Source organism: Actinosynnema sp. NPDC050801, assembly GCF_040673975.1.
GTDB lineage: Bacteria > Actinomycetota > Actinomycetes > Mycobacteriales > Pseudonocardiaceae > Actinosynnema.
Genome location: NZ_JBFAQZ010000001.1, coordinates 794,947 through 807,634, shown reverse-complemented (window position 1 = coordinate 807,634; position 12,688 = coordinate 794,947). Strand labels below are relative to the sequence as shown.

At 72.7% G+C, this 12,688-nt stretch carries 12 protein-coding genes; 5 read left to right on the top strand and 7 right to left on the bottom strand.

All coding sequences use genetic code 11. The features are described from left to right. The first annotated feature begins 13 nt into the window (after nt 1–13). Both AB0K14_RS04050 and AB0K14_RS04045 read left to right on the top strand, forming a co-directional pair. Nucleotides 14–388: a hypothetical protein gene (locus AB0K14_RS04050; protein WP_360458223.1), complete on the top strand. Its 375-nt coding sequence runs from the start codon at nt 14–16 to the stop codon at nt 386–388. Next, nucleotides 381–827: a hypothetical protein gene (locus AB0K14_RS04045; protein WP_360458226.1), complete on the top strand. Its 447-nt coding sequence runs from the start codon at nt 381–383 to the stop codon at nt 825–827. Before AB0K14_RS04050 ends, AB0K14_RS04045 begins: the two co-directional genes overlap by 8 nt. Here the strand turns inward: AB0K14_RS04045 and AB0K14_RS04040 are convergent, their stop codons facing one another. After that, nucleotides 828–1,109 carry a hypothetical protein gene (locus AB0K14_RS04040; RefSeq protein ID WP_360458229.1) on the bottom strand — a complete coding sequence of 94 codons (282 nt, stop codon included), beginning with the start codon at nt 1,107–1,109 and terminating at the stop codon, nt 828–830. It abuts the gene before it with no gap. A gap of 91 nt (nt 1,110–1,200) precedes the next feature. Between AB0K14_RS04040 and AB0K14_RS04035 the strand changes: the two genes are divergently transcribed. Next, complete coding sequence (locus tag AB0K14_RS04035; RefSeq protein ID WP_360458232.1) at nt 1,201–2,964, top strand: ABC transporter ATP-binding protein; 1,764 nt, start codon at nt 1,201–1,203, stop codon at nt 2,962–2,964. Beyond that, nucleotides 2,961–4,814 (top strand): ABC transporter ATP-binding protein, encoded by a 1,854-nt coding sequence (locus AB0K14_RS04030; protein WP_360458235.1) that lies wholly within the window; start codon nt 2,961–2,963, stop codon nt 4,812–4,814. The genes AB0K14_RS04035 and AB0K14_RS04030 overlap by 4 nt, the downstream gene beginning before the upstream one ends. 179 nt (nt 4,815–4,993) lie before the next feature. Here the strand turns inward: AB0K14_RS04030 and AB0K14_RS04025 are convergent, their stop codons facing one another. Both AB0K14_RS04025 and AB0K14_RS04020 read right to left on the bottom strand, forming a co-directional pair. Beyond that, nucleotides 4,994–5,686: a DUF2537 domain-containing protein gene (locus AB0K14_RS04025; RefSeq protein ID WP_360458239.1), complete on the bottom strand. Its 693-nt coding sequence runs from the start codon at nt 5,684–5,686 to the stop codon at nt 4,994–4,996. 37 nt (nt 5,687–5,723) lie between these two features. Beyond that, nucleotides 5,724–6,500 carry an RNA methyltransferase gene (locus AB0K14_RS04020; RefSeq protein ID WP_360458242.1) on the bottom strand — a complete coding sequence of 259 codons (777 nt, stop codon included), beginning with the start codon at nt 6,498–6,500 and terminating at the stop codon, nt 5,724–5,726. Between the two features lie 205 nt (nt 6,501–6,705). Between AB0K14_RS04020 and AB0K14_RS04015 the strand changes: the two genes are divergently transcribed. After that, nucleotides 6,706–8,205: a glutamate-cysteine ligase family protein gene (locus AB0K14_RS04015; RefSeq protein WP_360458245.1), complete on the top strand. Its 1,500-nt coding sequence runs from the start codon at nt 6,706–6,708 to the stop codon at nt 8,203–8,205. A gap of 167 nt (nt 8,206–8,372) precedes the next feature. Here AB0K14_RS04015 and AB0K14_RS04010 read toward each other — a convergent pair whose 3' ends face one another. The 4 genes from AB0K14_RS04010 to AB0K14_RS03995 all read right to left on the bottom strand — a co-directional run bounded on the left by AB0K14_RS04010 (nt 8,373) and on the right by AB0K14_RS03995 (nt 12,687). Further along, nucleotides 8,373–8,783, bottom strand: coding sequence for a hypothetical protein (locus AB0K14_RS04010; protein ID WP_360458248.1), 411 nt, complete (start codon nt 8,781–8,783; stop codon nt 8,373–8,375). 4 nt (nt 8,784–8,787) lie between these two features. Continuing rightward, a complete protein-coding gene (locus AB0K14_RS04005) occupies nt 8,788–10,398 on the bottom strand; it encodes an ABC-F family ATP-binding cassette domain-containing protein (RefSeq protein WP_360458251.1) in 1,611 nt (536 codons plus the stop codon). A gap of 152 nt (nt 10,399–10,550) precedes the next feature. Then, entirely contained in the window at nt 10,551–11,315 is a 765-nt protein-coding gene (locus AB0K14_RS04000) for an ABC transporter permease (protein ID WP_360458254.1), read from the bottom strand. A 49-nt stretch (nt 11,316–11,364) separates the two neighbouring features. Continuing rightward, entirely contained in the window at nt 11,365–12,687 is a 1,323-nt protein-coding gene (locus AB0K14_RS03995; protein ID WP_360458257.1) for an MFS transporter, read from the bottom strand. Between the last annotated feature and the right edge of the window lies 1 nt (nt 12,688).

Here is a 12,688-nt window from a genome sequence, read left to right as displayed (position 1 = left end):
GTAACCCGCCGCCATGCTGGGACGACTGGTCGTCGGCGCCGCGTTGGGCGCCGGGTTGGGTGCGGCCTGGTGGGGGCTGCGCGAGTTCATCGCGTCCGGGACCGTGTGCTCGACCGACGACTGGGACTGCCTGGCCCTGGGCCTGCTCGCGATGCCGATCAGCCTGGTGGTGGGCGTCCTGCTCTCCTGGGTCGTGCTGAAGGCGGCCCGGCAGGACCGCGCCCTCGGCTTCGCCGCCGTCGGCGTCACGTTCACCGCCGCGCTCACCCTGCTCACCGTGTGGGTCTCGGTGCCGGCCGGGGCCGTGGCCGCCGGTGCGATCGGGTTCGTACTGGCCGCACCGGTGACAGCACGGCACCCGGTCAGCCACACTGCTGCCCGTGAGTGACACGTCGCGCGGCCCGGGCACGCCGGGCACCACCGCGGGCGGCTTCGCGTTCAAGGTGCTCAAGCGCGTCGTGGTGTCGGCCCTCGTCGGCGCGGCGCTGCTGTTCGCGTGGATCCGGGCCTACCGCAGCGGTGTGCTCGACCGGGTGGTCAACGAGACGACCCTGGGCGAGTTCATCCTGCTGATCGTGGTCGGCCTGCCGATCGCGCTGCTGGTCAGCGCACTGCTGGCCGGGCCGCTGCTGTGGCTGCTGAAGGTGCGCCCGGTCTGGCCGATCGTGTTGATCGGGCCGATCCTGCTGGGCCTCGCGCACTACTTCAAGCTGCCCGAGGAGTTCGCCGGGCTCGGCGACAAGTGGACCGTGCTCGTGGTGCTGGCGGGCGTCAGCTACGGCCTGGCCGGGCTGATCACCGCACCGACGATCCTGCGCGGGAAGTAGCTACTCGGGCACCGGCACGGCGTCCAGCACCGCCTCCTCGAAGCCCTCGAACCGGCACCACCGCACCGCGTCCTCCCGGCTGATCGGCCGCGCGCCCTCGGGCCGCGGACCGCCCACCACGTCCCACCCGTCCGGCGCGAGCACGTGCAACCGCCCGCCGCGCACCGCCAGCAACCTGCCGCGCGGGTACGCCATGCTGGGCTCGGCCCGCAGGAACCGCACCTCCACCGTGACCTCCACCTGACTCGTCGACCGCGCCGGCGCCTGCTCCTTGACTTCCACCTACCTGGAGCTTGCAGCCTCGAACAAGGGAAAACAGGATGCCGATAGTCGGTCCACCTTCGTACCGTCAGGGTGGACCGGAGGGGGACTCGTGTCGGAAGACCGTACTTCCACAGCCGCGACACTGCGCAGGCTGTGGCCGTACCTGAAGCCCGTTCGCACACCCGTCGTGCTCGCCATGGCCGCCACCATGCTCGCGATGATGTGCGGCCTGGGCATTCCACTGATCACCCAACAGATCGTGGACGGCCCGATCGCCGGCCGCGACCTGGGCGCGTTGCCGCTGCTCATCGGCGTCATCGTGCTGCTCGGCTGCGCCGAGGCCGCGCTGTTCTACGCCCGTCGCAAGCTGATCGCCGGACCGGCGTCGGACGTCGAGGCGCGGATGCGGGCCGAGCTGTACCACCACCTGCAAGACCTGCAGGTGGCCTTCCACGACCGGTGGCAGTCGGGGCAGTTGCTGTCCCGCGCCACCACCGACCTCACCCAGGTGCGGCGGTTCGTCGGCTTCTCCGTCATCTTCCTGGTGATCAACAGCCTGGTCGTGGCGGTCGGGCTGGGCGTGCTGTTCTGGTTGGCGCCCACCCTGGGCCTGATCGTGCTGGCGAGCACGCTGCCGCTGGTGGCGCTGTCGTACCTGTTCGAGACGAAGTTCAAGGTCGTCGCCCGCCGCGCGCAGGACCAGTCCGGCGACCTGACCACCGTGGTCGAGGAGTCGGTGCTCGGCATCCGGGTGCTCAAGGCGTTCGGCCGCGGCCCGCACCTGACCAGGCGGTTCGCCCGCCAGGCCCGGGAGCTGCGGGACACCGAGGTCGCCAAGGTGCGGATCTTCGCCGCGCTGTGGGCCGTGCTGATCGTGCTGCCCGAGCTGGGCATCGCCGGTCAGCTGGCGTTCGGCTCGATCGGCATCGCCAACGGCACGATGACCGTCGGCACGCTCGTCGCGGCCATCACGGTGAGCGCTTACCTGCGCTGGCCGGTCGATTCGATCGGGTGGTTGTTGGCCGAGACGAACTCGACCGCGTCGGCGCTGGAGCGGTACTTCGAGGTGATCGACAGCGAGGTGACGGTGACCAGCCCGGCGAACCCGAGGCCCGCCACCACGCCGGTGCGCGGGCACGTCCGGTTCGAGGGGGTCCGCTACCGGCACCCCGGCGCGGAGCACGAGGTGCTGCGCGGCGTCGACCTCGACATCCGGCCGGGCGAGACCGTGGCCCTGGTCGGCGCCACCGGCTCGGGCAAGACGACGGTCACCGCGCTCGTGCCGCGGCTGGCCGACGTCACCGCGGGCAGCGTCACGGTCGACGGCGTCGACGTGCGCGAGCTGGACCTGGCCGAGCTGCGCCGGATCGTCGGCACGGCGTTCGAGGAGCCGATCCTGTTCTCCGCGAGCGTCACCGAGAACGTGGCGCTCGGCTCGGCGGACGTCACCGAGGAACGGGTCCGCGAGGCGTTGAAGGTGGCTCGGGCCGAGGAGTTCGTGGACGCCCTGCCCTGGGGCCTGGACACCCGGATCGGCGAGCAGGGCCTGTCGCTGTCGGGCGGTCAGCGCCAGCGCCTCGCGCTGGCGCGCGCGGTGGCCGGGCACCCGGCCGTGCTGGTCCTGGACGACCCGCTGTCCGCGCTGGACGTGCACACCGAGGCCGAGGTGGAGGCCGCGCTGCGCCGCGTGCTCAAGGGCGTGACGGCGCTGGTCGTCGCGCACCGGCCGAGCACGGTGCAGCTGGCCGACCGGGTGGCGATGCTCGTCGACGGCCGGATCGCGGCCGTCGGGACGCACGGGGAACTGTTGGCGGACAACGAGGAGTACCGCAACCTCTTGTCCACTATGGAGGACGAGGAGGTGGCGGCGTGACCACCGGGCAACAGCCGGCGCTCGAACCGGAGCGGGACGAGGAGGCGTGGCGCGGCGTCGCCGCGGAGGACGTCGAGGACGTCGACTACGCGACGGGGGTGAAGCTCCAGGCCCGCTCCCGCCGCCTGCTCGGCGAGCTGCTGCGCCCGCACACCAGGGCCGCGATCCTGGCGCTGCTGATCGTGGTGGTCGAGAACGTGGTCAACCTGGCCGGTCCGCTGCTGATCGCGGCGGCCATCGACACCGGCGTCCCGGCCGCGCTCGACGGCAGGCCGGACGCCCTGGCCTGGTGCGTCGGCGGGTACGTGGTGGCGGCGATCTCCGCGACGCTGCTGCGCTGGTCGTTCGTCCGGCTCACCGGCCGGATCGGCCAGGACGTGCTCCTCGTGCTGCGGGAACGCGTCTTCCGGCACGCCCAGCGCCTGTCGGTCTCGTTCCACGAGAAGTACACCTCCGGCAAGGTCATCTCGCGCCTGACCAGCGACGTCGACTCGCTCCAGGACCTCGTCGAGGAAGGCCTGGACGGCTTCTTCAGCTCGATGCTGTCGCTGCTGGGCATCTCGGTCGTGCTGCTGTACCTGGACGTGCCGCTCGCGCTCGTCGTGCTCTCCGGGTTCCTGCCGCTGATCCTGCTCACCCAGTGGTTCCGCCGCCGTTCCGGGCGGGCCTACCGGCACACCCGCGGCGCGATCGCGAAGATCATCGTGCAGTTCGTGGAGACCATGAACGGCATCCGCGCCGTGCAGGCGTTCCGGCGCGAGCGGCGCAACGTGAAGATCATGGCCGAGCTGAACGGCCGGTTCCGCGACGCCAACACCGACGCGATGGGCGTGATGGCGGCGTTCACCTCGCTGGTGCGGGTGATCGGCAACCTGTCGCTCGCGGTGGTCCTCGCGTGGGGCGCGCTGCGGGTGGCGGACGGGCAGCTCGAACTCGGTGTGCTGGCCGCGGTCACGCTGTACGTGCGGCGGTTCTACGACCCGTTCGACCAGTTGGCGATGTTCGCCAACGCCTACGCGTCCGCGACCGCGGCGCTGGAGAAGATCTCCGGTCTGCTCGAAGAGCAACCGCAGGTCCGCGAGCCGGAGGAGCCGACGCCGCTGGGTGACGTGCGGGGCGCGGTGCGGTTCGAGGGGGTCGAGTTCCGCTACTCCGACTCGACGCCGGTGGTGCTGCCGCCGTTCGACCTGACCGTGCCCGCCGGGCAGACCGTGGCGCTGGTCGGCGCGACCGGCGCGGGCAAGTCGACGCTGGCCAAGCTGGTGGCCCGGTTCTACGACCCGACCGCGGGCTCGGTCCGGCTGGACGGGGTCGACCTGCGGTCGGTGGCCGACGTCGAGCTGCGGCGCGCGGTGGTCATGGTGACGCAGGAGAACTTCCTGTTCGACGGGTCCGTGCTGGACAACATCGCGCTGGGCCGCCCGTCCGCGACCCGCGAGGAGGTCGAGGCGGCGGCACGGGCGGTCGGCGCGGAGGCGTTCATCCGGGCGCTGCCCGAGGGCTACGACACGGACGTGCGCAAGCGCGGCGGGCGGCTCTCGGCCGGGCAGCGGCAGATGGTGGCGTTCGCGCGGGCGTTCCTGGCCGACCCGGCGGTGCTGGTGCTCGACGAGGCCACGTCCAGCCTGGACGTGCCGACCGAGCGCGCGGTGCAGCGCGCGCTGGAGACGGTGCTCGCCGAGCGGACGGCGTTCATCATCGCCCACCGGCTGTCGACCGTGCTGATCGCCGACCGGGTGCTGGTGCTCGACGGCGGCCGGGTGGTGGAGGACGGCACGCCGGAGGAGCTGATCGGCGGACGCGGCCGGTTCGCCGCGCTGCACACGGCGTGGCGGGACTCCCTGGCCTGACCGAGGGCTCTCGCCGGGGGTTCCGACCGGGGTCTTCGCCGGGGTTCCGGCCGGGCTTCCGGCCGAGGGCTCTCGCCGGGGTTGTGGCCGGGACTCTCGCCGGGATCCCGGCCGAAGGCTCTGGCCGGGGGTTCGCGCCGGCCAGGACGCCGGTCGGGGCCCCCGGCCGGAGCCACCGGTCAGACGGGCGCGAGGACGGTCGTCAGGAGCAGGGAGAGCCAGGCGGCGAGGACGCCCGCGACCACGCCGTAGGCGACCCACCGCCACACCGGCACCTTCCGGGCGAGCCACACCGACGGGGCGATGCCGCCGACCACCAGGACGTTCGCCAGCAGGGCGAGCCACTGGCTGGTCTCGCCCAGGCCGACCGACAGCGTGTAGACGGTGAACGTCACCACCGCGGCGACGATGAAGCTGACCGTCAGGCCGGTGCCCCAGGGGGTCTCCTCCCGGGGCTCCGGCTCTTCGGCACCCGGCTCGCCATCGAGCCCGATCCCGTCGACCCCGGCCCCGCCGGCCCCGTCGACTTCGGTCCCGTCGACCCCGGTCCCCTCGACCGCGTCGACCTCCTCGGCGCTCGGGACGTCCACGACGACCTGCTCACCGGTCACCGGGTCGGTGTACTCGACGGGGGTGTTCATGTCCGCGGCCAACCGACCGGCCAGCTGACGCCCCCTCCTGGTCACCAGGGCGCTCGCGGCGCCGTCGGAGGGTGCTTCGGCACGCGCCACCGCGTCGGCCACCTTCGCCCACTCGTGCAGCGCGTCGGCGAGACCGGCGCCGAGCGGGAGGGTGTGCGGATCGACTTCCCGCTCGCCCGCGTCGTCGCGGCCCGCGAGCACGGCCCGACCGTCCTGGACCCGCAGTTCCACCTACGTCCTCCTCTGCTCGGGGTGAAACGTAGCGCGTTCAGGCGATCGCGTAGAAGGCGATCGCGCCCGCCGTCGCCACGTTCAGGGAGTCGACGCCCTCCGCCATGGGTATCCGGACGGCCAGGTCGGCCGCCGCGATGGCCTCGTCGGTCAGACCCGGGCCCTCCGACCCGAGCAGCACGGCGACCTTGCGGCCGCGCAGGCCGGCGTCCGCCAGGTTCCGCGAGTCGGCACGCGGGGTGAGGGCGGCGACCGTGAAGCCGTTGCGCCGCAGCAGGTCGAAGCCCTCGGCGAGGTCCGGCACCGACGCGAACGGCACGCGCAGCACGTGGCCCATCGAGACGCGGACGCTGCGCCGGTACAGCGGGTCGCTGCACCCCGGGCCGAGCAGCACGCCGTCGATGCCGAGCGCGGCGGCGTTGCGGAACAACGAACCCAGGTTCTCGTGGTCGCCGACGCCTTCGAGCACGGCCAGCCGCCGTGCCGACGCGACGAGGTCGGCCACGTCCGGCTGCGGCGCCCGGTCCGCGGCGGCCAGCACGCCCCGGTTGAGGTGGAACCCGACCACCTCGGCCATGACCTCGGCGGACGTGACGTACGCGGGTGCCGGCAGGTCGCCGAGGGCCTCCACCCGGCGGCGCACGCCGAGCAGCCCGCGCACCGGGTAGGGCGAGGCCAGGAGTCGTTCGACGACCACCACGCCCTCGGCGATGACCAGCCCGCGCCCGCCGGGGCGGTCCGGTCGGCGGTCGGCCGTCGACAGGTCCCGGAAGTCGTCCAGCCGGGGGTCCGCCGGGTCGTCGATCTCGATCACCCCAGCAGTGTCCCACCTCCACACAGGTGAACGGTCCTCGCAGATGGAGGCGCGCGAGCGCAAGCCCGCCACCAGCGAGTTCTCGCTGATTGTTACCAGCATGTGACAGAGAGCACCGATTTGGGCGCTGGCGGGCAAGTGCTTGCTGTGTCACGGTTGGCCTCCGCTAAGCCCGCCGGAGCAGCCCTACCGATTGGGAGGCGGCATGGGTACGGATGTGTCCAGTCGGACGTTCACCAGAGAGGACCGCCGGCGCTATCGCGAGCGCATGCAGCGGTGCATGGACGCGCTGGGAACCATGCTGGTGGAGGACAGCTTCTCCTTCCCGAGGCAGCAGATGGGGCTGGAGATCGAGCTGAACCTGGTCGACGGGGCCTGCCGGCCCGCGATGGCCAACTCCGAGGTGCTGGAGAAGATCGACGACCCGTCGTTCACGCTGGAACTGGGCCAGCACAACCTGGAGGTCAACGTCCCGCCGCGCGAGCTGGCCGGCGACGAGACGTTGGACCTGGAGAGGGAGCTGGTCTCCACGCTGGCGTCGGCCGACGTCAAGGCGCACGACGCGGGCACGTCGATCGTGATGATCGGGGTGCTGCCGACGTTGCGGCACGAGCACTTCGACCGGCGGTGGCTGTCGCAGCAGCCGCGGTACACGACGTTGAACGACCAGATCCTCGCGGCGCGCGGCGAGGCGGTCGTGCTGTCGATGGAGGGTTCCCCGCTGCCGGGGCGGGCGGGCGAGCGGTTGTCCAGCTACGCCGAGTCGATCATGCCGGAGGCGGCTTGCACGTCCGTGCAGCTGCACCTCCAGGTCGCGCCGGACGACTTCGCGGCGCACTGGAACGCGGCGCAGGCGTTGGCCGGGGTGCAGGTGGCGATCGCGGCGAACTCGCCGTTCCTGCTCGGGCGGGCGCTGTGGCACGAGACCCGGATACCGCTGTTCCTCCAGGCCACGGACACCCGGTCGCAGGAGCTGAAGAACCAGGGCGTCCGGCCGCGGGTGTGGTTCGGCGAGCGGTGGATCACGTCGATCTTCGACCTGTTCGAGGAGAACGTGCGGTACTTCCCGGCGTTGCTGCCGGAGACCGGCGACGAGGACCCGTTGGACGTGCTCGGGTCGGGCGGCACGCCGTCGTTGACGGAGTTGCGGTTGCACAACGGGACCGTGTGGCGGTGGAACCGGCCGGTGTACGACGTGGTCGACGGCGTGCCGCACCTGCGCGTGGAGAACCGCGTGCTGCCGGCCGGGCCGACGGTGCTGGACACCATGGCCAACGCCGCGTTCTTCTACGGCGCGCAACGGGCACTGACCACGCTGGAGCGTCCGTTGTGGACACAGATGTCGTTCCACGCGGCGGAGGAGAACCTGTACGCCGGTTCGCGGCACGGGATGGGCGCGCAGCTGTACTGGCCGGGCATCGGCTGGGTGCCGCCGGACGAGCTGGTCCTGCGCCGCCTCCTGCCGCTGGCGCACGAGGGGCTGCGCGCGTGCGGCGTGTCCGACGAGGCGCGCGAGCGGTACCTCGGCGTGATCGAGGCGAGGTGCCTGGCGCGGCGCACGGGGTCGCAGTGGCAGCGCGAGACGGTGGCGCTGCTGGAGGAGCGGGGCGCGGACCGGGACACCGCGCTGAGCGCCATGCTCGGGCGGTACGTCGAGCTGTCGCACGCGGGCGAGCCGGTGCACACCTGGCCCGTGGGCGGGTAGCCCACGACCGACGACCTGTCCGCCGCGCGTCGGGGCACGGCGGGCAGGTCGTGCGGCCGGTGCGCGTGCGGCTGCGCTGCGGCTCAGGCCTCGGTCGTTCGGCTGGTGCGTTTGCGGCTGCGCCGCGGTTCAGGCCTCGGGCGCGCTGCCGCGTGCCGGGGTGCCGGTCAGCGGCGGCGGCCGGCTTTCAGGGGTGCGACGTCGGCGCCGTCGTGGGAGCTGCGGCACTCGTCGGGCGTCACCGCCTCCACGGCCAGGGTCAGCATGCCCTTCACGCCCGTGTAGATGCTCTCGCCCGCCGACGCCAGCGACGTGTGCACCCGGTTCGAGTCCGAGAAGTCGCGCTCGTCCTTCGTGCGCTTCTTCCCGGCCTCCTCCGGCTTCGTCGCGCTGCGCAGGTTGACCTCCAACCACGCGGCGACCTCGGTCGGTGTGGTCAAGACCTCTTCCGGCGTGCGCTCCAGGCGCTCCTGGCGCGGGGAGGCGTGGTCGAGGGACGTGTGCTCCACATAAGCGTGCCAATGCGTGTTGCGCAGTGACCACGTCTGCTCGACCGGCCAGTCCTCCTCGGTGCCCATGCGCCTATCTTGCCAGGGTCCGCACGTCCAAGGTGTGGTCAACCCCCACTGCCGCGGCCAAACGGCGGTCGTGGGTGACGAGCAGGAGGGTGCCCTCGTACCCCTCCAACGCCTGTTCGAGTTGTTCGATGGCCGCCACGTCGAGGTGGTTGGTCGGCTCGTCCAGCACCAGGCACGTGGTGCCCCTGGCCTGCAGCACGGCCAACCCGGCCCTGGTCCGCTCGCCGGGCGACAGCGAACGGGCCGGCCGCAGCACGGCGTCGGCGCCCACCCGGAACTTCGCCAGCAACGTCCGCGCCTCCACCACCGGCAGCCCGGTCAGCGCGGTCACCACGTCCAGCACCGGCTCGTCCACCGCGAAGTCGGCCCGCACCTGGTCGACCTCGCCCACCACGACAGCGGGCCCCTGACCCCGGTCACCCGAGTCGAGCGGCAGCCGGCCGAGCAGCGCGCCGAGCAACGTCGACTTGCCCGACCCGTTGGGCCCGGCGATGCGCCAGCGCTCCCCCGCGCCGATGGTGAGGTCGATCGGGCCGAGCGTGACCTCGCCCCGGCTGACCACCGCGCCGCGCAGGGCGAACGCGACCTGGCTGCCCCGCCCGGCGCTGGGCAGCGTCAACCGCAGCTCCCACGGCTCGCGCGGCTCCTCGACCTCCTCCAGCCGGTCCAGCGCGCGGTCCACGGCGGACGCCTTCGCGGTGAGGTTCTCCGCGCCCTGCTTGGCGAAGAACTTGACGAACTTGTCGCTCTCGTCGGACTTCGCGTTGCGCCGCAAGCCCTGCCGCGACCACTCGCGGGTCTGCCGGGACCGCTGCGTCAACGAGTCGCGCTTGGCCGCGTACGCCTCGTACTCCTCCCGCGCCCGCTGCCGGGCACGGGCCTGCTCCTGCACGTAGGCGTCCCACCCGCCGCCGAACACGGTCACGCCGTGGCTGAACTCGTCCAGTTCGGCGATCGCGGTCGTGGTGCGGGCCAGGAACTCGCGGTCGTGGCTGACCAGGACCATCCCGGCCCGGCTGCGCAGCACGTGCGACTCCAGGACGTCCAACCCGGCCAGGTCGAGGTCGTTGGTCGGCTCGTCGAGCAGCAGCACGTCGGCCGTGGTCAGCAGCACGGCCGCGAGCCGCAGCCGCGCCGCCTGCCCGCCGGACAGCTCGCCCGACCCGCGCTCGTCGAGCAGCGTCGCGGGCAGGCCGAGCCGTTCGCACACCTCGTCGGCGCGCTCGGCGAAGTCGGCCGCGCCGGACGCGGTCCACACGTCGAACGCCCGCGCGTAGGCGTCGTCGGCACCCGGTTCGCCTTCGCTCAAGGCCCGCGTGGCGGCCTCGAACGCGCGCTCGGCCGACGCCACGCCCGTGCGGCGGGCGAGGTGGTCACGCAGCGACTCGCCGGGCCGGACCTCGGTCTCCTGGGTCAGGTGCGCGACCACGCCGGAGGCGGTGACGGTGCCCGAGTCGGGGGTCAGCTCACCGGCCAGCACGCGCAGCAGGGTGGACTTGCCCACGCCGTTCGGCGCGAGCAGGCCTATGCGCTCACCTGCGGGAACATCGAGGTCGACCTCCGAGAGCACGGTCCGCGGACCGAACGACAGCGTCACGTTCCTGGCTGTCAACACCATCCGATCGTGGCACGTCGACCCGCGCTCGGCACGTGAGTTTCCCCCGGTGTCCGGAGACGACCAGGCCCCGCCACCCGGCGGTACGACCGGGAGGCGGGGCCTCGTCTGTTCCCGAACTGACTGCCGCTCCCACCACGAAGCGACGCGACTTAGGTTAGCCTAAGCTCGCCCGTGGCACCAGTCCTGCGCACCAGACCCCTCGCGACGAGTTCCACGACCACCGCGATCGCCACCGCCTCCACCGCCAGCAACCCCAGCAGCACGACGAGCTGCAACGCGCCCGCCTGCCACACCGGCGCGCCGCCCAGCAGCATCCCGACGAACGCGCCGGGCAGCGTGACCAGGCCGACCGTGCGGGTCTGGTCGAGCGCGGGGATCAGGGCCTCGGCGGCAGGCGTGCGCACCAACTCGCGCACCGCGACCGGCTCGGTGAACCCGAGCGCCAGCGCCGCCTCGTACTCGCCGTGCCGGTCCCGCAGCGTGTCGAGCGCCCGTCGCACGGACAACGTGGTCGCGGTCATCGCGCCGCCGATGAGGATGCCGCCGACCGGCACCAGCGCGATGCCGCGCAACGGCACGAGGCCACTCGCCACCAGGCCGGCGATCGCGGGCACGGTCCCGCCGAGGATCGCCGCGGCCACCCACACCCCGCGCCTGCCGGTCTTCGTGCGCGCCGCCGACGTGCCCGTGGCCACGCCCGCCATCAGCACCAGGAACGCCGCGGTCAGCGGCAGCGACGCGAGCACCACCGTGATCACCGCCGACACCGCGGCCAGCTGCGCGGTCGCCCGCACGGCCGCCCGGACCACCGGTTTCGGCGAGGCCAGCCGTGCCCACCACACCACCGCGCCCGCGACCGCGGTGAAGATCAGGCAGACGACGAGCAGCCGGACCCAGTCCGTCGCGATGACCACCCGGACATCTTGACGTGCCGCCCGGCCGGCCGCCGGGGGTTCCCGGGCGTCAGACGCGGGCGCGGCGGCGCAGGCCGAGGCGGTGCGCCGGCAGCCGGAGCCCGCCGCGCCGGGCCAGCACGAGCCCGCCGACCACGGCCGCCAGGATCGACACCACCCCGCCGACGACCAGCGGCGCACGCGCGGTGAAGTGCTCGGCCAGCCACCCCATCACCGGGCCGCCCACCGGGTTGCCGCCCAGGAAGACCAGCATGTACAGGCCCATGACCCGGCCGCGCATCGCGGGCGGCACGCCCAGCTGCACGGTCGCGTTGGCGGTCGTGGTGAACGTCATCATGGCGATGCCGACGGGGATCAGCGCGGCGCCGGTCAGCCACATCGTGGGCATCAGCCCGACCACGACCTCCAGCACGCCGAACGCCAGCGCGCCCAGGATCAGCAGCCTCAGCCGCGGCTTGCCGCGGGCGCTGCGCCGTGCGGCCAGCGTCGCGCCGGCCAGCGTGCCGACCGCGAGCAACGTGGACAGCAGGCCGTACGCGGAGGCGTCACCGCCGAAGGTGTTGCGCGCGAGCACGGCCAACGTGACGTAGAAGTTCAGCCCGAACGTGCTGATGAAGAACACCAGGCACAGCAGGATCACCAGGTCGGGGCGCTTGCGCACGTACCGCAGGCCTTCCCGCAGCTGCCCCTTCTCCCGCGGCACGGGGTCGCCGCGGTGCAGCTCGGCGGCACGCATCAGCAGCAGCCCGGCCAGCACACCGAGGAAGCTGACCGCGTTGATCAGGAACACCCAGCCGGTGCCCACGAAGATGATCATCACCCCGGCCACGGCCGGGCCGACCATGCGGGCCAGGTTGAACGTCATGGCGTTCAACGCCACCGCGTTGGTGAGCTGGTCGCGGCCCACCATCTCGACCACGAAGCTCTGCCGCACCGGCGTCTCCACCGCCGACACCGCACCCAGCAGGAGGCACAGCAGGTAGACGTGCCACAGCTGCACCACGCCGGTGACGTCGAGCAGGCCCAGGGTCAGCGCGCAGAGCCCGAGACCGGTCTCCAGCACCAGCAGCAGCTTGCGCTTGTCCATCCGGTCGGCGAGCACGCCCGCCCACAGCGACAGGAACAACGTGGGCGCGAACTGGAGCGCGGCGGCGATGCCCAGCGCGACCGGTGAGCCGTCGGACAGCTCCAGCACCAGCCAGTCCTGGGCGACGCGCTGCATCCACAGCCCGACCAGGGAGACGACCTGACCGGAGGCGTAGAGGCGGTAGTTGCGCACGCGGAGCGATCCGAACGTGCGCCGGCGCGGCGGGGGTGCGGCTGGGTTGCGTTCGACCTGGTCCGTCTCTGCCCCACCCGCGTACGCCGGCACT